Source organism: Telluria beijingensis (assembly GCF_030770395.1).
GTDB lineage: Bacteria > Pseudomonadota > Gammaproteobacteria > Burkholderiales > Burkholderiaceae_D > Telluria > Telluria beijingensis.
Genome location: NZ_CP132480.1, coordinates 1,759,558 through 1,783,207, shown reverse-complemented (window position 1 = coordinate 1,783,207; position 23,650 = coordinate 1,759,558). Strand labels below are relative to the sequence as shown.

At 65.9% G+C, this 23,650-nt stretch carries 23 protein-coding genes; 12 read left to right on the top strand and 11 right to left on the bottom strand.

The genetic code is table 11. From position 1 onward, the window contains the following. Positions 1-4: 4 nt before the first annotated feature. Genes Q9246_RS07965 through Q9246_RS07955 form a run of 3 tightly spaced genes read right to left on the bottom strand, consistent with a single transcriptional unit; the run spans position 5 to position 4,072 of the window. Complete coding sequence (locus Q9246_RS07965; protein WP_306396771.1) at positions 5-1,999, bottom strand: glycosyltransferase family 2 protein; 1,995 nt, start codon at positions 1,997-1,999, stop codon at positions 5-7. Between the two features lie 14 nt (positions 2,000-2,013). After that, positions 2,014-3,039, bottom strand: a complete 1,026-nt coding sequence (locus Q9246_RS07960) for a DUF4214 domain-containing protein (protein WP_306396770.1) — start codon at positions 3,037-3,039, stop codon at positions 2,014-2,016. 31 nt (positions 3,040-3,070) lie between these two features. Next, positions 3,071-4,072 (bottom strand): hypothetical protein, encoded by a 1,002-nt coding sequence (locus Q9246_RS07955; protein WP_306396768.1) that lies wholly within the window; start codon positions 4,070-4,072, stop codon positions 3,071-3,073. A gap of 664 nt (positions 4,073-4,736) precedes the next feature. Between Q9246_RS07955 and fcl the strand changes: the two genes are divergently transcribed. Next, the gene (fcl, locus tag Q9246_RS07950; RefSeq protein WP_306396767.1) at positions 4,737-5,696 is read left to right on the top strand and encodes a GDP-L-fucose synthase; all 960 of its coding nucleotides are present in this window, start codon (positions 4,737-4,739) and stop codon (positions 5,694-5,696) included. A gap of 7 nt (positions 5,697-5,703) precedes the next feature. Here fcl and Q9246_RS07945 read toward each other — a convergent pair whose 3' ends face one another. The 8 genes from Q9246_RS07945 to flgA all read right to left on the bottom strand — a co-directional run bounded on the left by Q9246_RS07945 (position 5,704) and on the right by flgA (position 12,574). Further along, a complete protein-coding gene (locus Q9246_RS07945; RefSeq protein ID WP_306396765.1) occupies positions 5,704-6,408 on the bottom strand; it encodes a potassium channel family protein in 705 nt (234 codons plus the stop codon). Next, entirely contained in the window at positions 6,401-7,729 is a 1,329-nt protein-coding gene (locus tag Q9246_RS07940) for a TrkH family potassium uptake protein (RefSeq protein WP_306396764.1), read from the bottom strand. The genes Q9246_RS07945 and Q9246_RS07940 overlap by 8 nt, the downstream gene beginning before the upstream one ends. Further along, on the bottom strand, positions 7,726-8,958 hold the full coding sequence (gene nhaA, locus Q9246_RS07935; RefSeq protein ID WP_306396763.1) for a Na+/H+ antiporter NhaA: 1,233 nt from the start codon (positions 8,956-8,958) through the stop codon (positions 7,726-7,728). The genes Q9246_RS07940 and nhaA overlap by 4 nt, the downstream gene beginning before the upstream one ends. A 167-nt stretch (positions 8,959-9,125) precedes the next feature. Then, complete coding sequence (locus Q9246_RS07930; protein ID WP_306396761.1) at positions 9,126-9,557, bottom strand: hypothetical protein; 432 nt, start codon at positions 9,555-9,557, stop codon at positions 9,126-9,128. 111 nt (positions 9,558-9,668) lie between these two features. Beyond that, on the bottom strand, positions 9,669-10,862 hold the full coding sequence (locus tag Q9246_RS07925) for a GGDEF domain-containing protein (protein ID WP_306396759.1): 1,194 nt from the start codon (positions 10,860-10,862) through the stop codon (positions 9,669-9,671). A gap of 104 nt (positions 10,863-10,966) precedes the next feature. Next, complete coding sequence (locus tag Q9246_RS07920; RefSeq protein ID WP_306396757.1) at positions 10,967-11,437, bottom strand: flagella synthesis protein FlgN; 471 nt, start codon at positions 11,435-11,437, stop codon at positions 10,967-10,969. Positions 11,438-11,440: 3 nt separating this feature from the next. Further along, positions 11,441-11,755, bottom strand: a complete 315-nt coding sequence (gene flgM, locus Q9246_RS07915) for a flagellar biosynthesis anti-sigma factor FlgM (protein WP_071361647.1) — start codon at positions 11,753-11,755, stop codon at positions 11,441-11,443. Positions 11,756-11,872: 117 nt separating this feature from the next. Then, positions 11,873-12,574 carry a flagellar basal body P-ring formation chaperone FlgA gene (flgA, locus tag Q9246_RS07910; protein ID WP_306396754.1) on the bottom strand — a complete coding sequence of 234 codons (702 nt, stop codon included), beginning with the start codon at positions 12,572-12,574 and terminating at the stop codon, positions 11,873-11,875. Between the two features lie 168 nt (positions 12,575-12,742). Between flgA and flgB the strand changes: the two genes are divergently transcribed. The 11 genes from flgB (at position 12,743) to flgL (ending at position 23,645) form a co-directional block, all read left to right on the top strand. Beyond that, positions 12,743-13,162 carry a flagellar basal body rod protein FlgB gene (gene flgB, locus Q9246_RS07905; RefSeq protein ID WP_306396752.1) on the top strand — a complete coding sequence of 140 codons (420 nt, stop codon included), beginning with the start codon at positions 12,743-12,745 and terminating at the stop codon, positions 13,160-13,162. Between the two features lie 16 nt (positions 13,163-13,178). Then, entirely contained in the window at positions 13,179-13,580 is a 402-nt protein-coding gene (flgC, locus tag Q9246_RS07900; RefSeq protein ID WP_306396751.1) for a flagellar basal body rod protein FlgC, read from the top strand. An 8-nt stretch (positions 13,581-13,588) separates the two neighbouring features. Further along, complete coding sequence (locus tag Q9246_RS07895) at positions 13,589-14,302, top strand: flagellar hook assembly protein FlgD (protein WP_306396750.1); 714 nt, start codon at positions 13,589-13,591, stop codon at positions 14,300-14,302. A 41-nt stretch (positions 14,303-14,343) separates the two neighbouring features. Further along, positions 14,344-15,867: a flagellar hook protein FlgE gene (locus Q9246_RS07890; protein ID WP_306396749.1), complete on the top strand. Its 1,524-nt coding sequence runs from the start codon at positions 14,344-14,346 to the stop codon at positions 15,865-15,867. Positions 15,868-15,957: 90 nt separating this feature from the next. Continuing rightward, entirely contained in the window at positions 15,958-16,698 is a 741-nt protein-coding gene (flgF, locus tag Q9246_RS07885) for a flagellar basal-body rod protein FlgF (protein ID WP_306396748.1), read from the top strand. 64 nt (positions 16,699-16,762) lie between these two features. Beyond that, positions 16,763-17,545 (top strand): flagellar basal-body rod protein FlgG, encoded by a 783-nt coding sequence (gene flgG, locus Q9246_RS07880; protein WP_123067758.1) that lies wholly within the window; start codon positions 16,763-16,765, stop codon positions 17,543-17,545. A 10-nt stretch (positions 17,546-17,555) separates the two neighbouring features. Further along, positions 17,556-18,215: a flagellar basal body L-ring protein FlgH gene (locus Q9246_RS07875; RefSeq protein WP_306396747.1), complete on the top strand. Its 660-nt coding sequence runs from the start codon at positions 17,556-17,558 to the stop codon at positions 18,213-18,215. Between the two features lie 15 nt (positions 18,216-18,230). Then, positions 18,231-19,343, top strand: coding sequence for a flagellar basal body P-ring protein FlgI (locus Q9246_RS07870; RefSeq protein ID WP_306396745.1), 1,113 nt, complete (start codon positions 18,231-18,233; stop codon positions 19,341-19,343). A 15-nt stretch (positions 19,344-19,358) separates the two neighbouring features. Further along, positions 19,359-20,330: a flagellar assembly peptidoglycan hydrolase FlgJ gene (gene flgJ / locus Q9246_RS07865; protein WP_306396743.1), complete on the top strand. Its 972-nt coding sequence runs from the start codon at positions 19,359-19,361 to the stop codon at positions 20,328-20,330. A 91-nt stretch (positions 20,331-20,421) separates the two neighbouring features. Continuing rightward, on the top strand, positions 20,422-22,389 hold the full coding sequence (gene flgK / locus Q9246_RS07860; RefSeq protein ID WP_306396742.1) for a flagellar hook-associated protein FlgK: 1,968 nt from the start codon (positions 20,422-20,424) through the stop codon (positions 22,387-22,389). A gap of 26 nt (positions 22,390-22,415) precedes the next feature. Continuing rightward, the gene (gene flgL / locus Q9246_RS07855; protein WP_306396741.1) at positions 22,416-23,645 is read left to right on the top strand and encodes a flagellar hook-associated protein FlgL; all 1,230 of its coding nucleotides are present in this window, start codon (positions 22,416-22,418) and stop codon (positions 23,643-23,645) included. Positions 23,646-23,650: the final 5 nt, after the last annotated feature.

The window sequence follows — 23,650 nt, the reverse complement described above, 5'->3', positions numbered from 1 at the left end:
GCGCTTACTGCCTGTCGTCGAGTGGGATGGCGTGCGCGGCGCACCAGGCATCGAGCCATGCGCGCGCGCAGAAATCGCGGTCCAGATGGGTGAGGGGAAGATCTAGCGGCGCGCCGGTGGCGTCGGCGGCGAGCAGCGCGCTGCAGCCGGCCATGCCGACCAGGGCGGCGTCGCTGAACGGTGCGTCATCTTCCGGGTCGGCGACGGGCACGCCGTCGACCACGCCGGTGCGCCACAGCGGCTCGCCGACGTCGCCCAGCACCAGCAGGCGCAGCGGCTGGCCGGGCAGGGCGGCGGCCAGGCGCGCCAGTTCCAGCACTTGTGCGCAGGCCGCGGCGCCGGCGCGCAGGCGCCAGACGGCCACGCGGGCGCGGGCCACCGGCAGGGCCTTCGGCATCGCGTCGTCGTCGGCCGCCGGATCGAGCGCGCCTTGCGCCGCCTGCAGCCAGTCGTTCGCCTCTCCCGCCAGCGCGGCTTTCAAGCCGGCGCGCGCCGCGGCCAGCGGGTCGTCGGCCAGGAAGGCGGCGTATTCATTGCGGTAAGTGGGATAGCGCTCGGCCAGCACGTGGCGGTTCTGGCGCACGCGCAGGGTTTTCTCGTGGCGGAACGAGACGGTGCCGGTGTGCGCCACGAACACGCCGGTGGCGAGCAGGTGGCGCCAGCCGGCGGCGCGCGCGCGCAGGCACCAGTCCACTTCTTCGCCGTAGCCGCGCACCAGGGCTACGCCGTCGAGCACGCCGATGCTGGCGATCACGCTGCGCCGCATCAGCATCGCGAAGCCGCAGCAGGTGGGCAGTTCGATATCGGCAGCGCCGGCATCGGCGCGGCGCACTTCGGCCGCGGCGGCGTCGATCGCGGCCAACTGGGCGCTGGTGGGGGCCAGGGCGTTGCGGGCGATGGCCGGGAAACTGCTGATCTCGCCGTTGTTCGACCACGGCGTGACCGAGGCGATGTCGGGCGCGCTGTACAACGACGCACGCAGGCGGTCGATCCAGTCGCCGTGCACTTCGGTGTCGGCATTGAGCAGCAGCGCGTCGTGGCCGGGGTGGGCGCGCAGGCCGCGGTTGACGGCCTCGATGAAGCCCAGGTTGACCGGGTTGCGCAGCAGGGTGATGCGGCCGGCGGCGGCTTGCCGGTCGAGCCAGGCCGACAGGTCCGGCTCGGGGCTGGCGTCGTCGACTACGACCAGTTCGGCCGGAGTGCGGTTATGCGCCAGCGAGGCCAGCACGCTCTCGATGCAGGTCTGCACCAGCGCGCGCTGGCGGTATACGGGAATCACGATCGATACCTGGCCGGGATCGGCGGCGGCCGGCGCCGGCGGCTGCGGCGCCGCGGCGAATACCAGCGGCGAGCCGTGCAGCATGGCCGGCGCCTGGCCCGGGCGCTCGACCGTGAGCGACCAGGTAGTGTCCAGGGCCACTGGGGGCAGGCGCAGGCGGCGGCCATCGGCCGGCACCTCGTACACGTGCGAAGCGCCGACGCCGGTCAGGCGCAGGCGCGCCATCGGCGGCTTGCCGTCGGCGGCGGACGGGAAGAACAACATCATCTCGATCGCCGCGCCCTGCTTCCAGCAGGCGCCGACGTGGGTCAGGCCGGCGCGTGCGAGCAGGGCGACCAGCGATGCGTGGGTGCCGGCGCTGCAGCGCGCCGGCAGGAAGCAGGGGCCCAGCTCGGCGACGCTGGCAGCGGCGCCGGAGGCGAGCCATGCGGCCAGCAGCTGGTCCTGGATTGCGGGATGTTCGGGGTCGCGTTTCCAGGCGCCGTACCAGGCCTCGGCCGCCAGTTCGGGGCGGCTCGTGTGCAGGATTCTTGCGCGCAGCATCGCGGGCAGGCTGCGTGAGGGGAAGCGCCGGCATACGTATTCGGTGGCGACCAGGGCATCGCCATGGCGTCCGGCTTCGAACGCATCGGCGGCGCTGGAAAGCAGCGCGTCGCCCCGCGTACGGGGCGAACACACTGGATAGAAAAAGGGGGCGAATGCCCCCTTCGGGTGATTCATGCGTCTAGCTGAACTTAAACGATGCCGGGAACGATGGTGATGCTGCCAATGATGGTGGTTTCACCATCTTCCGAACCGTCGATCTGGGCTGCCGACAGATTGGCGAAGGCTTCCAGGATGTCGCCGCGATCGGCGCCGTTCTCGAGCTGGTTGGTCCAGAAGGCGAGGCCGCCATCGTCGGCGTCGCGGCCGAAGGTCTGCTGGTACAACGCATTGACGAATTCTTCGTCATTGCGCTCGGCGATGTCCTCGAACTCGGCCACCTGGGTGAACGCGTCGGCGATCTCTTCCAGCGTCAGGCCGTCGCGCGCGCGGTCGAACCAGAACTTCAGTCCGCTCGCATCGGCAGCACGGCCGAAGGTAGTTTCATACAGGCTCGCGATGGCTGCTTCCATCGAATCCTTCGCGAACACCAGCGCTTCGCCATCGTCGAGCTGCACGAATTGCGAGTTCGAGATGTCGGTGGTGACGCCGGTTTCGGTGTTGGTCACGACGGCGCGGCCATCGACGACGGTCACTTCGTAGTCGCTGTCGTTGCCAGCCAGCTCGACGATGGTGTAACCGCTGCCGCCGATGACGGTGCTGTTGCCGCTGCCAGCGATCACGGTGTCGTTGCCGGCGCCGCCGGTGACGGTGTCGTTCGCGCCGATGATGATTTCCGTGTTCCAGTTGTCGCCGATGAAGAAGTTGTCTGCACCCGAGCTATGAATGAGGACGCGCTCAAGCATGTTGCTTCCGCCGGGGGCTACGCCGGCATTGATGGTGGCGTTCACGCCGCCCGCGCCTTCGAAGATCCAGACCGGGGCGTCCTGCGTCACGTTGATCTGGGTCTGCTGGGTTGCGGACGAGCCGACGTGGACGATGCCGGTGCCCGAGGCGACCGTGACGTCGCCGCCGGTTGCCGTCACCTGGTCGAAGCGCACGGTGTTGTTGTCACTGGCAGTCAGTGCCAGGATCTTCGAGATGGTTTGGTCTGAAAAAACAGCCGAGTTGCTGCCTTTCAGGGCATTTGTTACGGTGGTTGTGTCGGAATCGTACATGAATCTTTCTCCTGATAGTGATCAGTGCACGTCAGGCCTTGCGGCCTTTCGATGCATTCGTTGCTGCAAACTTCTTTCCTGCTGGCTTAGCAGGGCTAGCAGTCGTCGCCCTGAAAACCTTGGTTGCCGCTGAGTCGACCCACGGGTTTCCCGTGGGACCGGTCTTGGCGTTTGCCGGGACCGCCTTCAGGCTCAGCGCCGTCAGGTGTTCCAGGCCGCTCGGGCCGCCGAGCGTCGCCCCGGAGCTGACCGGCAGCTGGAAACCGCCGGAAAACCATGCCTGGCCCTCGAGCGCGTAGTTCGCCGCGTCGGGGCCGACGAGCGTAAAGCTCAATTCGGTGATGCGGCGCGCCTGTCCGCGGGTGCCGCAGAATTTGCCGGTGGTAACCGCCGGCATCTGGCCGGCGCCTTCCACGCTGATGCGGTAGGCCAGGTCGACGCCGGCCGGGCGGTCCGGCCACATGACCTGGAAGCCCTCGACGCGCAAGCTTTGCTTCGGATCGCCGACCGCGTTGCCTTCGCCGGCCACCACATCGCCGGTGCGCTCGATGTGGGCGATGACCGAGATGCCCTTGCCGCCGATCTCGATGCGGCGCGGGGCTGCCTTGGCCGCCGCTGTTGCTGCTGGCAGTGCCGGGGCTGCGGCCGGGGCCGGCACTGCCGGCGCTGGAATGGACGCCACGGTCGCCGGTGCAGGCGCGCGCGCCGGTGCCGGCGTCTGCGCGGGCGCTGGGGTGACCGGGTCGAGCGCGATCTGGTCGATGCGCAGCGACGGCACCGCCACCGTGGCGTCGGGCAGGTAGGCCGAGACGGCCAGTTCGACCGGGCCCCGCGTCACGTGCATCACGATGCAGTCGGCGCCGTCGCGCAGGATAGAGCCATGGGTATTCGGTGTGGACAGCGTCTCGAGCCCACCATTGTGCGCAGCCGTGCCGGGCGCGCGCGTTACCGTGAGGGCGGGCAAGCCACCTTTCGGATGGCGCAGGACATACATGCCGGGTTGCAGGACAACGGTAGTGGTCGTGATTTTCATGTATTCGGTTTTTCGACTTCGAGAGAAATATCTTGCCGATATAACTCTGGTTGGTACTTATCTTGCAATGTGTAAATTCCGCTTGCAGGAATGTGCAGGATGTTGAATAGATCAAACAACAAATGTATTTACATCAAAATGTTGTAGAGGAGAACTTTTTAACTATACTAAAAATCGCTGGCAAGCTGAAGCGTTTTCGACCTGATAACACTCGGCGCCACATATTTGCATCGCATTTGACACAAAGATGTCGTTTTAATACTGATATTTTTGAGCCGATGTGTGGGAATGTGTGACATTTACCACTTGGTGGAATACGGTGATCCGTTACTATGCTTGGCGTAAATAGTTGACAATTGCATGCTAAAACTGGGGAGTTTGCCCCACTTTATGACTATCCAGCATGTCAATCATTCCGAGTGGTATCATTTCGTGAATATATGCTGTGTCCGCGACAGGCGATGTCGCGCCAGTGCATGTGTTACAAATAATTTGCTGTATGGAATTAGAAGTGTCAACTGCAGAGCGATGCCGAATATATTCGGTACACGCTCCTTAATATATGAACGTGTAACTCTCAGTCGAATACAGGACCAGGTAAATCACGATAAGTGTCGATGACGTCACACTGGATCATTTCGTGAAAGGGATTGGGAAAGTAAATATGACAGCCCTGGATCAACGTATTTTCGTCGCCGGCCACCGCGGCCTGGTGGGCTCCGCCATTGTCCGCACCTTGCGCGCGAAGGGCTGCCACAATATCGTCACACGCAGCCATGCTGAACTCGACCTGAGCGAACAGGCGCAGGTGCGCGCCTTCTTCGCGTCGGAACGCATCGACGAGGTCTATATGGCTGCGGCCAAGGTCGGCGGTATCCACGCAAATAATGTCTATCCCGCGGAATTCATCTATGACAACCTGATGGTCCAGACGAACCTGGTGCACGAAGCATGGAAAAACGGCGTCCAGAAACTGCTGTTCCTGGGCTCGTCCTGCATCTATCCGCGCCTGGCGCCGCAACCGATCAGGGAAGAGTATCTGATGGCGGGCATGCTCGAGCCGACCAACGAACCCTACGCGATGGCGAAGATCGCCGGCATCAAGCTGTGCGAAAGCTATAACCGGCAATACGGCACCGATTACCGCAGCGTGATGCCGACCAATCTGTATGGCCCGGGCGACAATTACCACCCCGAGAACAGCCACGTGATCCCGGCGCTGCTGCGCCGTTTTCATCACGCCCGTGTGAATGGCGAGGCCGAGGTCGTGATCTGGGGCAGCGGCACGCCGATGCGCGAATTCATGTACGTCGACGATATGGCAGCGGCGAGCGTACATGTCATGGAACTGTCGCGCGCGGCCTACCAGGCGCAGACCGGCGCGATGCAATCGCATATCAATGTGGGGACTGGCGTGGACACGACGATCGGCGACCTGGCACGCCTGGTCGGCCGCATCGTCGGTTTCGACGGGCGCATCGTGTTCGATACCGATAAACCGGACGGCACCCCGCGCAAGCTGCTGGACGTGTCCCGGCTCAACAACCTCGGCTGGTCGGCCCGGGTATCGCTTGAACAGGGGCTGGTGCGCACCTACGCCGACTACGTGGAGCGGCTGGCCTGACGTTGGCTCAGCGCTTGCGCCCCTTCTTGTCCCCACCCGCAAACAACTCGATCTTCTTGGTCGGCCCCGACACGATCAGCAAATCGGCCGGCAGGATCCGCGTCTCCGGCAGCGCATGCTGGAAATCCTCGTTCACCCGCTTGACCCCGACCACCGTCACCCCGAAGCGCGAGCGCACGTGGGCCTCGGCCAGGGTGGCGTGGTGCGTCTCCACTGGCGCATGGATCTTGGCGATCGCGAAACCATCCTCGAATTCGATGAAGTCCATCATGCGACCGGTGATCAGGTGCGCCACCCGCGCGCCCATGTCGGCTTCCGGGTAGACCACGTGGTGGGCGCCGATGCGCTGGGCGATCTGGCCGTGCTCCTGCGTCATGGCCTTGACCCAGATGTCCTTGATGCCCAGCTCGGTCAACACCATCAGCGTCATCAGGCTGGCCGCCAGGTCGGAGCCGATCGCCACGATCGCATGCGAGAAGTCGGCTACGCCCAGCTGCAGCATGACGTTCTCGTTGGTCGAGTCGGCCTGCACGGCGTGCGTCAGCCGCTCGCTCCAGAGCTGCACCAGGTCTTCCTTCTGGTCGATGCCCATGACGTCGTGGCCCAGGCGCATCAGGGATTGCGCCACCGCGCCGCCGAAGCGACCGAGGCCGATCACGACCACGCTATCGCCCGCCGAGAAGGCGAACTGTTCTGTGAAAATTCTACCCAACAATTGGATGGTCCTCCGGATAACGATATGGCATGCGCCGTTCGCCGAGCACCAGCGAGGTCGCGAAGGTGATGGTGCCCACCCGGCCGATGAACATGAGCGCGGCCAGCACCAGCTGGCCCTCCGGCGGCAGCGAGGCCGTGATGCCGGTCGAGAGGCCGGCGCTGCCGAAGGCCGAGATGACCTCGAAGATCACCTGGTCGGTCGGGAAGTGCGATATCCCCAGCAGCAGCAGGGTGCCGAAGGCAACGATCACGCTGCCCAGCACCAGCACCGTCACCGCCTGGCGCTGGGCCGAGACGGCGACCCGGCGGCCGAAGGCCTCGGTGTCGGAATGGCCGCGCGCCTCGGCGATCACCAGCAGCGCCAGGATCATGATGGTGCCCACCTTGACCCCGCCCGCGGTGCCGGCGCTGCCGCCGCCGATGAACATCAACAGGTAGTGCAGGGCCCAGCTCTCGGGGGACAACGCGCCGAAGTCGACCGTATTGAAGCCGGCGGTGCGCGCCGCCGCCGAGATGAACATGCCGTTCATCAGCTTGTCGAACCACGACATCGACCCCAGCGTGGCCACGTTGTTCCATTCGAACAGCAGGACCGCGACGCAGCCGCCGGCCAGGAGCACCAGGCTGCCGACCAGGGTCAGCTTGGTGTGCAGCGACCAGTGGCGCGGGTCGCGCAGGCGGTGGCGCAGGTCATGCAGCACCGGGAAGCCGATGCCGCCGATCACGAATGCCACCATGATCGGCACCAGCACCAGGGCGTCGCCCGCATAGCGGGTCAGGCTGTCGGCGTGCAGCGAAAAGCCGGCGTTGTTGAAGGCCGAGACCGCGTGGAACACGGCGCTCCACAGCGATTCGCGCCAGGGCAGGTCGTAGCCGAAGTGCAGTCGCGCCAGCAGGATCGCGGCCAGCGTCACCTGCAGGATGACCGTCACCGCCAGCACGATGCGCGCCACGCTGGCGATGTCGCCCATGCCCAGCGAACGGGTCTCGGTCTGGGTGATCAGGCGCGTGCGCAGGCGCGACGAGCGGTTGACCATCAGGCCGAGCAGGGTGGCGGCCGTCATCATGCCGAAGCCGCCGAGCTGGATCAGCGCCGTGATCGTGACCTGGCCGAAGCCCGACCAGTAGGTGCCGGTATCGACCACCACCAGGCCGTTGACGCAGATCGCCGACACCGAGGTGAAGAAGGCGACCATCAGCGGCGCGCCTTCGCCGCTGGCGTGGGCCGCTGGCAGCATCAGGAGCAGCGTGCCGGCCAGGATCGCCAAGGCGAACAGGACGACGACGATCCGCGCCGGATGCAGGATATTGTTCATCGCGCTCCGCTGGGCGACGCATTGGGCTGGCCGTCGTCGAAGTCCATGGTGTCGGGGTCATGGTCGCCAGGGGCCGGCGCGCCCAGCAGCTTGAGCCAGACGAAGCCCAGGATGCCGGCCGTGAGCGAGGCGACCAGGATCGCCATCTTGGCGGCATTGACGACGCCGGGGGCGCCGGTGAAGGCCAGGTTGGTGATGAAGATCGACATCGTGAAGCCGATCCCGCCCAGCAGGCCGGCGCCCAGGACGTGGCGCCAGGCCAGGTCCAGCGGCAGGCGGCACAGGCCGATCGCAACCGCAGCGAAGGTGGCCAGGAAGATGCCGACCGGCTTGCCGGCCACCAGGCCCAGGATGATGCCCAGGCTGTTGGGCGACAGCAGTTCGTCGGCCCAGCCGGCGCCGATCACGATGCCGGTATTGGCCAGGGCGAAGATCGGCAGGATCAGGAAGGCGACCGGCTTGTGCAGCACGTGTTCCATCCGGTGCGCCGGCGAGGCGCCGTCGTCCTGCTGGTGCGAATACGGGATGGTAAAGGCCAGCAGCACGCCGGCGATGGTGGCGTGCACGCCTGACTTGAGCATCAGGAACCACATCAGCGCGCCGCCCAGCAGATAAGGCCACAGCGCCAGCACGCGCAGTTTGCGGTTCAGCAGCAGCAGGGCGGCGAAGGTGGCCAGCGCGCCGGCAAGGTAGGCTACCGACAGGTTGGCGGTATAGAACACGGCGATCACGATGATGGCGGCCAGGTCGTCCATCACGGCCAGCGCGGTCAGGAATATCTTGAGCGAAGCCGGCACCCGGCTGCCGAGCAGGGCCAGCACGCCGAGCGCGAAGGCGATGTCGGTGGCCATCGGGATGCCCATGCCGGGCTGGGTGGGCGTGCCGCCGTTGAGGGCGAAATGGGTCAGCGCCGGCACCACCACGCCGCCGGCAGCGGCGATGATCGGCAGCAGCGCATTGCGCAGGTCGGAGAGTTCGCCGTTGCGCAGTTCGCGCTGCAGTTCGAGGCCGATCAGCAGGAAGAAGATCGCCATCAGGGCGTCGTTGACCCATAGCTCGATGCTCAGTCCGCCCAGCACGGTGTGCCAGAAGCCCAGGTAAGCCGGGCCCCAGGCCGAGTTGGCGACGATCAGGGACAGGATGGTGCAGAGGATCAGGATGACGCCGCCGGCTTTGCCGGAGGCCGCGAATTGTTTGAACGAGTCGGACAGTCGCTTTTCTATGCGCATCGAAAACTTCCAGAATTGGCTGGGCATGAACTACCCCCGCGTGGCGGCCCGACCAGCGCAAATCCTGTCATGCCTTGTCGGCATGATCACCCTTGGCGATATTATAACGTACGCGATTCCCGACCCGCGCCGGACGGGCTGCGTGCCGGCGCGGTGGGATCCGGGTATCAGCGCGGCCCGTCGCCCGGCGTGCCCGAACTCTCGGCGCCGTCGCCCAGGCGCTCGCTGATCTTGTCCTCGCTAGCGCGGCCCACGTAGTCCTGCGCCGCCCGGTCGAGGTGAGTGCCGGGCGAACCGCCGGTAGCCGCGCCGCCGATGGCCGACTGGCTGTTCTGCCCCGGCTGCGCCTTGCCGACGCTGCCACCCGGGACCGGCCCGCTGGCGTTGCCATGGCTGCTCTGCGCGGCGCCGGCCGGGCCGACATTGCTTTCCGGCGAGGCCTTGGCGAAATTGCTGTTAATACCGGATTGGCGGTTGTCCGCGCCGATGCTCGAGTCGCCGGCGTCGTCGTTGGCCACGAATCCGGCATACGAATCCACGCGGCCCTGGCGCAGGGGAAGGTCGTCCTGTTGTCCATCCTTGGGTTTCTTGTCGTCCATGATGCTCTCCTCTGTCTGATGTCGAGACAAGCATCTGGTAGCCGCTTTGCGAGATTCCAATCGGAGGGAACGCCGCGGGTGCGTAGGATTCGGCGCGCCTGCTGCCCGGCGTCAGCCAGTATGGCGCAAGCGCGCCGCCTGCAGTTGCGGGGCGATGGCGATCACCTTGTCGCGGCCGGCCGACTTGGCCGCGTACAGCGCGGCGTCGGCGCGCGCCAGGGTCGCCTTGAACGGTTCGTCGTCCTGGGTCGCCGTCACCCCGATGCTCAGGGTGAGGGGGGATTGCCCGGCATGGCGCTGCAGCCCGGCGGCCAGCGGGCGCAGGCCGGCCTGCAGTTTTTCGCCGACGGCGCAGGCCTGGGCCAGCGTGGTTTCCGGCAGCAGCACCGCGAATTCGTCGCCGCCCAGGCGCGCCATGCAGTCGGCCGCGCGCAGCGAGGCGCGGGCGCGTTCGGCCACCAGCCGCAGGGCGACGTCACCCGCTTCGTGGCCGCCGCCGTCGTTGATTTCCTTGAAGTGGTCGAGGTCGATCAGCATCAGGGCCAGCGGCTGGCCGTTGCGCCGGCTGCGCGCCAGTTCGCGCTCGGCGATGTCGAAGAAGGCCTTGCGCGACCAGGCGCCGGTCAGGTGGTCGTGGTTGGCGATGTACTCGGCCCGGTGCACGATGTAGCGGTGCATGGTGAGCAGGCCGCCCAGGGTCAGCGCCGGCAGCGCCAGCGCGGCGGCGGTCAGGATCGCCAGGCTGGCGACGCTCGGCTGCAGCAGCGAGCCGGGCGGTTCGGCCGCCAGCAGCAGCCAGGCCATGCGCACTGCATGGCCGCCGGCCACCAGGCCGCACATCAGCAGCACGAAGCGCCGCACCGCATCGAGCGGCGGCAGCGCGCTGTGGCGCACCAGCACGCTGCGCGCGATGTCGGCGCAGACGGCGGCCTGGAACAGCGAAGCGACGGCGCTGCGCGCGAGGAAGGAATCGACCTGGTAATGAAACAGCGCGATCAGGGCGCCCACCGCCGCGACCAGCAGCGCCAGCGGCGCGAGGCGGACCGGCAGGCCGGCCAGCTGGCGGTAGCCGGCGGCGAGGGCCGCGCCGGCGCCGGCATACGCCATATTGGCCACTTCATAGGCCAGCAGCGGCGGCAGTTCGCGCCCGAAGGCGTACAGCAGGTTGCCCGCCAGGCCCAGCACGGTGGAGGCCAGCATGGCGCGCATGCCCCGCAGCTTCTCGGATCCGGCCGCCAGCAGGGCCAGGAACACCAGGAAGCAGAGCAGGGAAGCGATCAGGAAAATCTGCTGGGTGGCGAGCATGTCAGGCCGGCGAACGGTGGCGCGATGAAGGGAGCGGTGACGATCCCGTATTATGCCCGGTTATATTGCCATTAGGAAAGCTCAGCGGCGCATCCGCCGCCCGCTCATCCGACGACGTAGCGGCGCGACGCCCCCAGCCCCACGGTCTGCCCGCTGGCGCCGTAGATCGCGCCGGTCGGCGCATTGGTCGGGGTGCGCAGGGCGTTGAGCACGCCCTGGTTGTGCGCCAGCTGCTTGGTGATCAGCATGCCGTTGACGCGGTTGAGTTCCTTCGCTTCGCGCGCTGCGTCCAGCATGCGTTCCCACTGTTCCCGCACGCCGCCATGGTCGCCTGCGGCCAGCCATGGTTCCATGCCCGCTTCCGACCCTTCGCATCCGGCTGCCCTGAGCGCCGCGTGGCGTTGTTGCGACAGGTTCGACAGGCTGGCCAGCAGGGCGTTCTTCTGCGTGGTCAGGCTGGCCAGCTCGTCGGCGTCGAGCGTGACCAGCGATTGCTGTTCCTGTTTCATCAATGCCACGAGGGCATCGAGGTGCTGGTGTTCGGCGGCGATGGTCTGGTGCGGGGTCGGGGTCATGGTTTAGCGTTGTCTCGAATGGAGCAGGTCGCGTACGGTTTCTAGCAAGCCGTCCGCCACCTTCTCGGAGTTGACTTGGAACTGGCCATCGGCGATGGCCATCTTGATGCGTTCGACTTTCTTCGCGTCGAACACCTGCGCGCCGCCGCCCACCGCATTGGCCATGGCCTGGCCCTGCGAGGACAGCCGCACGCTGTCGGTCTGCGCCTGGGTCGTCGGCGCCGTCGTTGCGGCCTTGTCGGCGCCGCGCGCGGTATTCGTCTGCGCGGTCGCCGGTTGAAGGCCTGGGTTGCCCTTGAGCGTATCGTTGATTTTCACAGCATCATCCTTCTCGGTTCGAAGCGGAAGCTCCGGGATCTGCTTGATGTAACGGCGGCGCCTTTACAAACTTTAGCGATCAATCACGAAATCGATGCAGCGAAATCTACAATTACTTTAGAGAACTATTTCCACCATCCCGCCGTTGCGCGCCAGGCCGCTGACGACGGTGCCGGACTGAGTCCGCACCTGCACCACCTGGCCGTCGCTGGCATTGTTGATCGCCTTCGCTTCGCTGCTCACCGAAAAGTTCGATCCGCGCGATACCAGGCGTACCGCCTGGCCCTGCTTGATCACCTGCTGCGCGCGCAGGGTGTCGGTGCGCAGGGCGGCGCCGGCCGGCAGCGAGATGGTCGGGGTGCGGCCGATCGCCTGCGCCATATCGGTGATGATGCCGTTCGGCATGGCGGCGATATCGGCCTTGACCAGCACCAGTTGGCCCTGCTCGAGCGGCTGGCCCTGGGCCAGCGGCACCGCGGCGGCGACATAGTCGGCCACCACGCTGACCTGGGCCTGCAGGTAGAGCGACCAGGACGGCGCCGTGCAGCGCACGCCCACCGTGGTCTTGCCCCAGGGGCGGGCGCCCGGCTGCAGGAAGGCTTCCGGCGCCGGGCAGGCCGGCAGGCTCAGGCGTGGATCGACGCCGCCCACCTTGACGGTGACCTGGCCCGGCAGGCCAGCGCTCTGGGTCTTCAGGAATTGCTCGGCGACGGCGCGCACGGCTTCAGGCTTCTGACGTGCGGCGCCGGGCGCCTGTTGCGCCTGGGCCGTACCGAACGCCAGGGCAAGCAGCGAAAAAGCGACATATTGCAGTTTCATGGAGATTCCAGTTGAAGGGACATCGGGAATGCTGCAATCTTAGGTCCAATGATTCCGTAGCGAAACATTGAATAGCGGGGGATTTCCACCTCCTTATTCGTCGATTGGCTTGCCCGCCCGGTCCGTATGATCGCTTCTGTCCCAACCAGCCCACCACCCGGAGGCAGCATGATCGGCAATCTCGACAATTACCTGCGCTTCAATGAAACCGCGCTGTCCCTGCGCTCGCAGCGCCAGGAACTGCTGGCCTCGAATATCGCCAATGCCGACACGCCCAACTACAAGGCGCGCGACATCGATTTCGCCAGCGCCCTGCAGAACGCGATGGCGGGCGGCGGCAAGAATGGCGCCGCGATGAACACTACCAATAACAACCATATGGCGCGCGGCGCCGCCACCGGCGACACGCTGGCCAACGGCACCCCGGTGCTGTACCGCGGCGTGGTGCAGGGCGCCGTCGACGGCAATACGGTCGACATGGACGTCGAGCGCAACCAGTTCGCCGACAACGCGCTGCGCTACGAGGCCGGGATCCTGATGATCAACAGCCAGCTCAAGGGCTTGATGACGGCGCTCCAGAGCCAATAAACGGGGCTGACCAACCATGTCGCTATTTAATATCTTCAATGTGGCCGGCTCGGCCATGAGCGCCCAGTCGCAACGCCTGAACGCCACCGCCAGCAATATGGCGAACGCCGACAGCGCCACCTCGCCGACTGGCGAAGCCTATCGCGCCAAGGCGGTCGTGTTCGAGTCTGTGCCGACCGCCTCGGGCGCCACCGGCGTGCGGGTGCGCGAAGTGGTCGAAGACCCGTCGCCGCTCAAGCAGGTCTACGATCCCAAGCATCCGATGGCCGACGACAAGGGTTATGTATCGATGCCCAACGTAAACGTGGTCGACGAGATGGTGAACATGCTGTCGGCCTCGCGCTCCTACCAGACCAATGTCGAAACCATGAATGCAGCCAAGACCATGCTGCTCAAGACCCTGACCATCGGACAATAAGCACCACCATGACCAGCCCCATCAGCTCCCAAAGCCCGACCTCGAATATCGCCGACCTGCAGGCGGCGATGAACGCCAAGCCGAAGACCGAGACCGACAGCGTCCAGGCCGACACCGACAAGTTCATGACCCTGCTCGTGACCCAGTTGCAGAACCAGGATCCATTGAACCCGATGGACAATGCCCAGATGACCAGCCAGCTGGCCCAGTTGCAGACCGTGACCGGCGTGAACAAGCTGAACACGACGCTGGAATCGCTCAAGGCCAGCTACCAGTCGACCGAATCGCTGCAGGCGACCCAGCTGATCGGCGCCGGCGTGCTGGTCGAGGGCGATGGCATCCTGCTGCACAAGAGCCAGTCGATCCTGGGCGTGGAGCTGGAAACCCCGGCCGACAAGGTGCAGGTCGTCATCACCGATGCGAACGGCAAGGACGTCGCCTCGCTGGAACTGGGCGAGCAGGAAGCCGGCATCATCCCGATCGCCTGGGATGGCGTGCCCGACCCGAACAAGCTCGATAGCGAAGGCAAGCCGGTGGTGCTGCCCGACGGCCAGTACACCTTCCGGGTGGTCGCCAGCCGCGGCGGCGAAGCGCTGAAGGACGCCAAGGCCCTGGCCTTCGACAGCGTCGCCAGCGTGACCACCGGCGGCAAGGATGGCGTCAAGCTCAACCTGCCGGGTAAGGGTTCCGTGACCCTGGCCGACATTAAACAAGTCATGTAAGCAAGCCGCTTACCTTATCACCCTTATTCAGGAGTAATACCATGTCTTTCCAACAAGGCTTGAGCGGCTTGAACGGCGCCGCCAAATCGCTTGACGTCATCGGCAACAATATCGCCAACGCCAGCACGGTCGGCTTCAAGGGTTCGACCACCCAGTTCGCCGACGTCTACGCCAATGCGCTGAACGGCGCCGGCGGCACCCAGGCCGGCATCGGCGTCAAGGTCGCGGCCATCGCCCAGCAGTTCAACCAGGGCAATATCGAAGCCTCGGGCAATCCGCTCGACATCGCCATCAACGGCGCCGGCTTCTTCCGCATCGAACAGGCGGGCGTGGTCCAGTATTCGCGCAATGGCCAGTTCTCGCTCGACAAACAAGGTTTCATCATCAACGCCCAGGGCGCCAAGCTGACCGGCTATGGCCTGGGCCCGAACGGCCAGCTGGCCGCCGGCGCGCCGGTGCCGCTGCAGATCGACACCTCGGACCAGCCGCCGAAGGTCACCAGCAATATCTTCGCCGAGATCCAGCTCGACTCGCGCACCCAGCCGCCGGCCAACAAGCCGTTCGACCCGTCCAATCCGACCACGTATAACAAGCAGAGCCCGGTGAGCGTGTACGACACGCTGGGCAATCCGCACACCCTGTCGCTGTTCTACGTCAAGACCGAAGCCGGCGAATGGGATGTCTACACCAGCCTGGACGGTACCGAAAAAGGTTCCCTCGAAGCGGCCGGCGTCACCCTGACCGATGCCGGCGTGCTGGGCGCGCGCGGCGCCTGGGACAGTGCGGACGCGGCCGGCAAGGCCGGCGCCATCACCGCCTACGCCACCACGGCCGCCGAGGCCGTGCGCAATGCGGCGGTGACCGCCGATCCGACCATGAGCGCGGACGACCAGGCCAAGATCGCCAGTGCCGCCGCCGCTGCGGCCGCCATCCCGGGCGCCACGCCCGAACAGGTCAACGCCGCCATCCTGAAAGCGCTGAACGTGTCGCCAAAGCCGCTCGGCACCCTGCATTTCGACACCAATGGCGCGCTGAACATGGCGACCAGCGGCACCGGTCCTGGCTTCAACGGCAAGTTCACCACCTCGCTGCCGGTGGTGCCGTCGACCGGCGCCGACCTGCAGATCCCGGTCACGCTCGACTTCGCCAAGAGCACCCAGTACGGCAATGCGACCAGCGAGAAGCGTCTCGACCAGGACGGCTACAAGCCGGGCGCCCTGCAGCGCTTCACCACCGGCGCCGACGGCACCATCCTGGGCCAGTACAGTAATGGCCAGACCAAGGCGCTGGGCCAGGTCGTGCTGGCCAACTTCAAGAACCCGAACGGGCTGGAGCCGCTGGGCAATAATGCCTGGGCCGAATCGTCGAACTCGGGCACCCCGCTGATCGGCACCGCCGGCACCGGCGGCATGGGCGTGCTGCAATCGGGCGCGACCGAAGCCTCGAGCGTCGACCTGACCGCCGAGCTGGTCAACATGATCACCGCGCAGCGCGTGTACCAGGCGAATGCGCAGACCATCAAGACCCAGGATTCGGTGTTGCAGACGCTGGTGAACCTGCGCTAAGCCTAACCCATAAGACGTCGTTCCCGCGTAGGCGGGAACCCAAGTTCAGCGCCGACGCCGATATCAGTCACACAAGACAAGGACCCCCCCATGGACCGCCTGATCTACACCGCCGCCTCCGGCGCCAAGCACATCCTCGAACAGCAGGCCACGACCTCGAACAACCTGGCCAATGTGAGCACCACGGGTTTCCGGGCCCAGCTCGACGTGTTCCGCGCGGCGCCGGTGCAGGGGCCGGGCATGCCGACCCGCGCCTTCGTGGTCGATTCGACCGCAGGCAACGATTTCTCGGCCGGCGCGCTGCAGGTCACGGGCCGCGACCTGGACGTGGCGGTGAAGGGGCAGGGCTGGCTGGCGGTGCAGATGCCTGATGGCTCGGAGGCATACACCCGCAACGGTTCGCTGCAGATGAGCCCGAACGGCGTGCTGACCACGGCATCGGGCCAGACCATCGCCGGCGAGGGCGGCCCGATCACGATCCCGCCCGACGCCACCGTGACGGTGGGCGGCGACGGCACCGTCTCGACCATCTCGAACGTCGATTCGCCGGCCGCGCCGGCCGTGCTGGGCCGCCTGAAGCTGGTCAATCCGCCCGAGGGCGAGATGGTGCGCGGCGATGACGGATTGTTCCGCCTGAAGGACGGTGGCACGGCCCAGGCCGACCCCGCGGTGCAGGTGGCCGGCGGGGCGCTCGAGGGCAGCAACGTCAATCCGGTCGATTGCATGGTCAATATGATCGCCCTGGCAAGGTCGTTCGACACGCAAATGAGCCTGTTGAAGAACGCCGAGAATAACGCCGCAAAAGCGACCCAGATCCTCGCTTTGAATTGATAGTTGCCCCGGCATAATTCTATTGTGCGTGGCGGTGTTCGCCTGCCACCAATAGGAGAATGCCATGATTCGTTCGCTGTACATCGCCAAGACCGGTCTGGAAGCCCAGCAGACCAACCTGGACGTCATTTCGAACAACCTCGCCAACGTCAGCACCAACGGCTTCAAGAAGTCGCGCGCCGTGTTCGAGGACCTGCTGTACCAGAACGTGCGCCAGCCCGGCGCCCAGTCGTCGCAACAGACCAACCTGCCGTCGGGCCTGCAGATCGGTACCGGTGTGCGCACCGTCGCCACCGAGCGCATCCACACCCAAGGCAATCCCCAGCTGACCGGCAATGACAAGGACGTCATGGTCAACGGTCCCGGCTACTTCCCGGTGATGATGCCGGACGGTACCCAGGCCTACACCCGCGACGGCTCCTTCCAGAAAGACCAGAACGGCCAGCTCGTCACCTCGAGCGGCTTCGTGGTCCAGCCCGCCATCACCGTGCCGGTGAATGCAGAATCGATCAGCGTCGGCCGCGACGGCACCGTGTCGGTCAAGATCGCCGGCGAAGCCGCGATGACCCAGATCGGCGCCCTGCAGCTGGCCACCTTCATCAATCCCGCCGGCCTCGAGTCGCGCGGCGAGAACCTGTACGTCGAGACCACCGCCTCCGGCGCGCCGAACCTGAACGTGCCTGGCACTAATGGCGCTGGCAACCTGATGCAGGGTTATGTCGAAGCGTCGAACGTCAATGTGGTCGAAGAAATGGTGGCCATGATCCAGACCCAGCGCGCCTACGAGATCAACAGCAAGGCGATCACGACGTCCGACCAGATGCTCCAGAAACTGTCGCAGCTCTAATCCAGTCCTCATGAAAACTTTGTCCGTATTCCTGTCGTCCGTCGCAGCCGTGGCGCTGCTCGCCGGTTGCAACACCCCGCCGTCGACCATCGTGCAGGGCCCGACCAGCGCCCGCCCGATGCTGGTCGAGACCGCGCCGGCCACCGATGGCGCGATCTTCAACGCCAACAGCTACCGTCCGATGTTCGAAGACCGCCGCGCGCGCCATATCGGCGACCTGTTGACGGTCAACATCAGCGAGCGCACCTCGGCCACCAAGGCCGGCGCCAGCTCGGGCAACAAGACCGGCAGCGCCAGCTTCAAGGCCCCGGGCGTGCTGGCTGGCGTCATCGGCGCCGGCGTCGACCTGGAGTCGGGCGCCAAGTTTGCCGACGGCGACAACCAGAGCGCATCGAACAACTTCACCGGCACCATCGGCGTGACCGTCACCGAAGTGCTGCCCAACGGTAACCTGATCGTGGCCGGCGAAAAGCAGGTCGCGCTGAACAAGGGCACCGAGTTCATCCGCTTCTCGGGCATGGTCAGCCCGGACACCATCCAGGCCGGCAATATGGTCTCGTCGGCCCAGATCGCCGATGCACGGGTGGAATACCGCACCAACAGCCGCCTGGACCGCGCCGAAGTGACCGCGATGCTGTCGCGCTTCTTCCTGTCGATGCTGCCGTTCTAAGTCAAAGAGATATCCATGCGTAAAATCACCGTCTTCATGCTGCTCGCCGCCGTGCTCGGGGCGACTGCTCCAGTGGCCCAGGCCGAGCGCCTGAAGGACCTGGCGACCATCGCCGGCGTGCGCCAGAACCAGTTGTCCGGCTACGGCATCGTCGTGGGCCTGGACGGCACCGGCGACCAGACCACGCAGACCCCGTTCACCGTGCAGTCGATCAAGGCGATGCTGCAGCAGAAGGGCATCAACCTGCCGCCGGGCGTGCAGCTGCAGCTGAAGAACGTGGCGGCCGTGATGGTCACCGCTTCGCTGCCGGCCTTCGCCCAGCCGGGCCAGACCCTGGACATCACGGTGTCGTCGATCGGCAACGCGAAAAGCCTGCGCGGCGGCACCCTGCTGATGGCGCCGCTGCATGGCGCCGACGGCCAGGTGTACGCGATGGCCCAGGGTAGCCTGGTGGTCGGCGGCGTCGGCGCCGCGGCCCCCGGCGGCGGCGCGCAGGTGCAGGTGAACCACCTGTCGGTGGGCCGCATCTCGGCCGGCGCGACCGTCGAGCGCGCGGTGAATTCGAACCTGGGCGCGGACAACCAGATCCGCCTGGAATTGAAAGAGACCGATTTCGGCACCGCCGCGCGCGTGGTCGAAGCCGTCAACGACCAGTTCGGTCCCGGCGTCGCCACCGCCCTGGACGGCCGCGTGGTGCGCGTGCGCACCCCGTCGTCGAGCGACCAGCGCGTGGCCTTCCTGGGCCAGCTGGAACAGATCGACGTCAAGCAGCCGCTGGCCTCGGCCAAGGTGATCATGAACGCCCGCACCGGTTCCGTCGTGATGAACCAGGCCGTGATGCTGGACGACTGCGCGATCTCGCACGGCAACCTGTCGATCACGATCGGCGCCGATACGCAGGTGAGCCAGCCGAATCCGGGCACCCTGGGCGCGACCGTCGTCACCCAGAACCCGAGCGTCGAGATCAAGAAGGAACCGGGCCAGGTGCTCAATGTGAAGGGCGGCGCTTCGCTGGCCGAAGTGGTGAAGGCGATGAATTCGATCGGCGCCACCCCGCAAGACCTGCTGGCCATCCTGCAGGCATTGAAGGCGTCCGGCTCGCTGCGCGCCGAACTCGAGATCATTTAATTTACAGAGCCACGCATGATCGCTTCGACCACCTCCGCCGACCAGACCGCCAAGCTCGCGCTCGACACCAATAGCCTCAATGGCTTGCGGCAGAGCGCGAAGGACGGCTCGCCGGCCGCCCTCAAGGAAGCGGCGACCCAGTTCGAGGCGATGTTCATCAATATGATGATGAAGAGCATGCGTGACGCCAGCGGCCAGGAAGGCTTGCTGGACAACCAGCAGACCAAGACCTTCACCACCATGCTCGACCAGCAGACGAGCCAGAACATGGCCAAGCGCGGCGTCGGCCTGGCCGACGTGCTGGTGCGCCAGCTGGGCGCGCAGCAGATGGGCCAGCAGGCGCTGGCGATCGGCGCCGATGGCGTCGGCGCGGGAGCCGCGGCCGGCGCGGCTGGCATGAAGGGCTTGCCGACCGCGATGAACGCGGCCGCCATGTACCAGAATGGCGCCATGGGCGGCGCCATGAACGGCGCCGAGGCCTCCAAGGCGCCGCCGCTGCCGGCCACCCTCGAGAACGGCCGCACCCAGGCGCCGCACGTGCGCGCCTTCCAGGAAAAGCTGCACGAGCATGCCCACGCGGCCGAGCAGACCACCGGCGTGCCGGCCAAGTTCATGCTGGGCCAGGCCGCGCTCGAGACCGGCTGGGGCAAGCGCATGATCAAGAATGCCGACGGCAGCAGCAGCAACAACCTGTTCGGCATCAAGGCCGGTCCTGGCTGGAAAGGCAAGGTTGCCTTGGCGACCACGACCGAGTACGTGAACGGCAAGCCGCAGACGAAGGTCGAGAAGTTCCGCGCCTACGATACGCCCGCCGATTCGTTCCGCGACTACGCGAAGCTGATCGCGAACAATCCGCGTTACGAAAAAGTCATCGCCAACGGTGGCGATGCCGAATCGTTCGCCAAGGGCCTGCAGCGCGCCGGCTATGCGACCGACCCGAATTACGCGGCCAAGCTGACCCGTTTGATCAAGAGCTCGCTGGCCTGATGCCTGGGCTGCAGAAAAATGTCCTTACAACTTACCGTCAAGTTTTTCCAAAAGCTGCCGTAGACGGACTTGTTAAAGAGAGAAAAACGCCATGAGTAGTCTCCTCGCCATCGGCAAGACTGGCCTGTACGCAGCGCAGGCAGCCCTGGCCACGACCGGCCACAACATCACCAACGCCAATGTTGCCGGCTATAGCCGCCAGTTGGTGGTGCAGGCCACCAATGCCGCGCTCGATACCGGCGTCGGCTTCGTCGGCACCGGTACCCAGGTCGCGCAGATCAAGCGCTACAGCGACGGCTTCCTGAACACCCAGGTGCGCAATGCCCAGGCCAGCGCCAGCGGCCTGGATTCGTATTATTCGCAGATCAAGCAGATCGACAACCTGCTGGCCGACTCCACGTCCGGCCTGACGCCGGCGATGCAGGGCTTCTTCAAGGGCGTGCAGGACATGGCTGCCAACCGCGCCTCGGTGCCGTCGCGCCAGGCCATGCTGTCGAGCGCCGAATCGCTGGCCACGCGCCTGAACGGCCTGGACGCGCGCCTGGGCGAGATCCGCGAAGGCGTCAACTCGGAGATCGAATCGAGCGTCACCGCGATCAATACCTATGCCAAGCAGATCGCCAAGCTCAACGAGCAGATCAGCACCTATGCCTCGTCGCCGCAGCGTCCGCCGAACGACTTGCTGGACCAGCGCGACCAGCTGGTGCTGGAGCTGAACAAATACGTCAAGGCCACCGTGCTGCCGGGCGATAACGACAGCATGACGGTCTCGATCGGCAACGGCCAGCCGCTGGTGGTGGGCCAGGAGGCCTTCCAGCTGGCGACGATGCAGTCGCCGACCGACCTGACCCGCCTCGAAGTCGGTTACCAGGTCGGCAACAAGGTGGCGGTGCTGCCGGACGGCGCGCTGCCGGGCGGCAAGCTGGGCGGCGTGCTCGATTTCCGCAGCAATACCCTGGACAAGGCCCAGAACCAGCTCGGCAAGATCGCGCTCGGCCTGGCCTTCGAGTTCAACCGCCAGCACGAGCTGGGCCTGGACCAGAACGGCAAGCCGGGCAAGGCCTTCTTCAACGAAGCGCCGGCCGTGGTGGGCAAGAGCGTCAACAACTCGCCGCTGAGCACCGCCGAAGTCGCGGCCAAGGTCACCGACCCCAGCAAGCTGCAGGACAGCGACTACGAAGTGCGCTACAACGAAGGCCGCTACAGCCTGGTGCGCCTCTCGGACAACGCCGCGGTGGCCTCGGCCACGCCGGGCGCCGACGGCAACGCCACCCTGGAATTCGGCGGCGTCGAATTCAATTTCAGCGGTGGGGCCCGCAACGGCGACGTGTTCCTGGTGCGTCCGACCATCAATGGCGCGGCCGACTTCAAGGTGCTGGCCAACGACGTGTCGCAGATCGCGGCGGCCAGCCCGGTGCTGGGCGGCGAGAAGTCGACCAATACCGGCACCGGCAAGGTCAGCGAGACCAGGATCGACAGCGATTTCCTGGACACGCCGCCGACGCTGCCGATCACGCTCACCTTCAACAAGGGCGCCAACGGCGCGCCCGACACGCTGACCGGCTTCCCGCCCGGCGAGACCGTCTACAAGGTGGATGCCAAGGGCAACAAGACGCCGATCACGGGCGACGTGGTGTTCGAGAACGGCGCCACCTACAGCGCCGGCGGCGTCAGCGTGACGATCACCGGCGCGCCGGCCGGCGGCGACCAGTTCACGATCTCGGACAACAGCAGCGGCGTGGGCGACACCCGCAATATCGCGGCGCTCGGCGACCTGCAGACCAAGAACATCTTCAACAACGGCACCGCGACCCTGCAATCCTCGTACGCCCAGATGGTGAGCGAGGTCGGCAACAAGACGCGCGAAGTCCAGGTCAATGCCTCGGCCAGCAATGCCCTGCTGGCGCAGGCGCAAGGCGCGCAGGCCGACGTGTCCGGCGTCAACCTGGACGAGGAAGCCACCAACCTGATCAAGTACCAGCAGGCCTACCAGGCGGCCAGCAAGGTGATGCAGATCGCCGGCACCATCTTCGATTCGCTGCTGTCGATCGGCCGCTAACGCCTGACCCTGAGCAAGAGACCATCATGCGCATCAGTACCCTGAACCTGTACAACACCTCGACCAACCAGCTCAACAACCTGCAGTCGGCGCTGGCCCGCACCCAGATGCAGCTGTCGACCGACCGCCGCCTCCTGACCCCGGCCGACGATCCGGTGGCGTCGGCGCGTGCGCTCGAGGTGACGCAGTCGCAGAACATCAACGCCCAGTTCGCGACCAACCGCACCAGCGCGAAGTCGTCGATGGGCTTCGTCGAATCGGCGCTGCAGAACGCCGGCGACCTGCTGCAGGACATCCAGGAACTGGCGGTGAAGGGCGGCAACGGTACCATGCTGCAGAGCGACCGCGAAAAGCTGGCCACCGAACTCGAAGGCCGCCTGGCCGACCTGCTGGGCGTGGCCAATACCGCCGACGGCGCCGGCGGCTACCTGTTCTCGGGCTACAAGACCACCACCCAGCCGTTCACGGCGACCGCGACCGGCGCCGCCTACCAGGGCGACTCGGGCGTGCGTCAGCTGCAGGTGAGCGAATCGCGCAAGGTGCCGCTGTCGGCCTCGGGCGCCGCCGTGTTCGAGTCGATCCCGACCGGCAACGGCACGTTCCAGACCAAGGCCGCTGCCGGCAATACCGGCGCCGCCATCATTTCGTCGGGCTCGATCACCAACCGCGCGGGCTTCGACACCACCAAATACGAGATCGAGTTCGGCATGAGCGCCGACACGCCGCCGGCGCCGACTTATTCGGTGTACAACACCAGCACCGATCCGCGCTCCCCGCTGCCGGACCAGCAGGCCCTGCCGTACAAGGAAGGCCAGCAGATCGCCTTCGGCGGCATGGCGATGGACATCAAGGGTGTGCCGGCCGCCGGCGACAAGTTCACGGTCGAGCCGAGCCAGAAGCAGTCGGTCTTCACCACCGTGACCGACCTGATCAAGACGCTGCGCTCGCCGGGCGACGGCGCCAGCGGCAAGGCGGCGCTGACCAACCAGCTGAACACGGCGATCGACAACCTCAAGAATGCCCACGACAACGTGCTGACGGTGCAGGCCTCGGTCGGCGCCCATATGAACGAGCTCGACTACCTGGACAGCGCCGGCAGCGACCTCGACATCCAGTACGCGACCACGCTGGACGACCTGCAGGGGCTGGACACGGTCAAGGCCTATTCGGAATTCTCGCAGCAGACCGTGACCCTGCAGGCGGCGCAGATGTCGTTCAAGATGATGTCGGGCCTGTCGCTGTTCAGTATCCTTTAACCGCC

Bases quoted from the DNA above. Each gene is read 5' to 3' on its own strand.
- flgG (WP_123067758.1), top strand. From the start codon at position 16,763: ATGATTCGTTCGCTGTACATCGCCAAGACCGGTCTGGAAGCCCAGCAG.
- flgA (WP_306396754.1), bottom strand. From the start codon at position 12,574: ATGAAACTGCAATATGTCGCTTTTTCGCTGCTTGCCCTGGCGTTCGGT.
- fcl (WP_306396767.1), top strand. From the start codon at position 4,737: ATGACAGCCCTGGATCAACGTATTTTCGTCGCCGGCCACCGCGGCCTG.
- Q9246_RS07920 (WP_306396757.1), bottom strand. From the start codon at position 11,437: ATGACCCCGACCCCGCACCAGACCATCGCCGCCGAACACCAGCACCTC.
- Q9246_RS07940 (WP_306396764.1), bottom strand. From the start codon at position 7,729: ATGAACAATATCCTGCATCCGGCGCGGATCGTCGTCGTCCTGTTCGCC.
- flgL (WP_306396741.1), top strand. From the start codon at position 22,416: ATGCGCATCAGTACCCTGAACCTGTACAACACCTCGACCAACCAGCTC.
- Q9246_RS07955 (WP_306396768.1), bottom strand. From the start codon at position 4,072: ATGAAAATCACGACCACTACCGTTGTCCTGCAACCCGGCATGTATGTC.
- Q9246_RS07965 (WP_306396771.1), bottom strand. From the start codon at position 1,999: ATGAATCACCCGAAGGGGGCATTCGCCCCCTTTTTCTATCCAGTGTGT.
- flgC (WP_306396751.1), top strand. From the start codon at position 13,179: ATGTCGCTATTTAATATCTTCAATGTGGCCGGCTCGGCCATGAGCGCC.
- flgJ (WP_306396743.1), top strand. From the start codon at position 19,359: ATGATCGCTTCGACCACCTCCGCCGACCAGACCGCCAAGCTCGCGCTC.
- Q9246_RS07890 (WP_306396749.1), top strand. From the start codon at position 14,344: ATGTCTTTCCAACAAGGCTTGAGCGGCTTGAACGGCGCCGCCAAATCG.
- flgK (WP_306396742.1), top strand. From the start codon at position 20,422: ATGAGTAGTCTCCTCGCCATCGGCAAGACTGGCCTGTACGCAGCGCAG.
- Q9246_RS07895 (WP_306396750.1), top strand. From the start codon at position 13,589: ATGACCAGCCCCATCAGCTCCCAAAGCCCGACCTCGAATATCGCCGAC.
- Q9246_RS07960 (WP_306396770.1), bottom strand. From the start codon at position 3,039: ATGTACGATTCCGACACAACCACCGTAACAAATGCCCTGAAAGGCAGC.
- Q9246_RS07875 (WP_306396747.1), top strand. From the start codon at position 17,556: ATGAAAACTTTGTCCGTATTCCTGTCGTCCGTCGCAGCCGTGGCGCTG.
- flgB (WP_306396752.1), top strand. From the start codon at position 12,743: ATGATCGGCAATCTCGACAATTACCTGCGCTTCAATGAAACCGCGCTG.
- Q9246_RS07930 (WP_306396761.1), bottom strand. From the start codon at position 9,557: ATGGACGACAAGAAACCCAAGGATGGACAACAGGACGACCTTCCCCTG.
- Q9246_RS07870 (WP_306396745.1), top strand. From the start codon at position 18,231: ATGCGTAAAATCACCGTCTTCATGCTGCTCGCCGCCGTGCTCGGGGCG.
- flgF (WP_306396748.1), top strand. From the start codon at position 15,958: ATGGACCGCCTGATCTACACCGCCGCCTCCGGCGCCAAGCACATCCTC.
- nhaA (WP_306396763.1), bottom strand. From the start codon at position 8,958: ATGCGCATAGAAAAGCGACTGTCCGACTCGTTCAAACAATTCGCGGCC.
- Q9246_RS07925 (WP_306396759.1), bottom strand. From the start codon at position 10,862: ATGCTCGCCACCCAGCAGATTTTCCTGATCGCTTCCCTGCTCTGCTTC.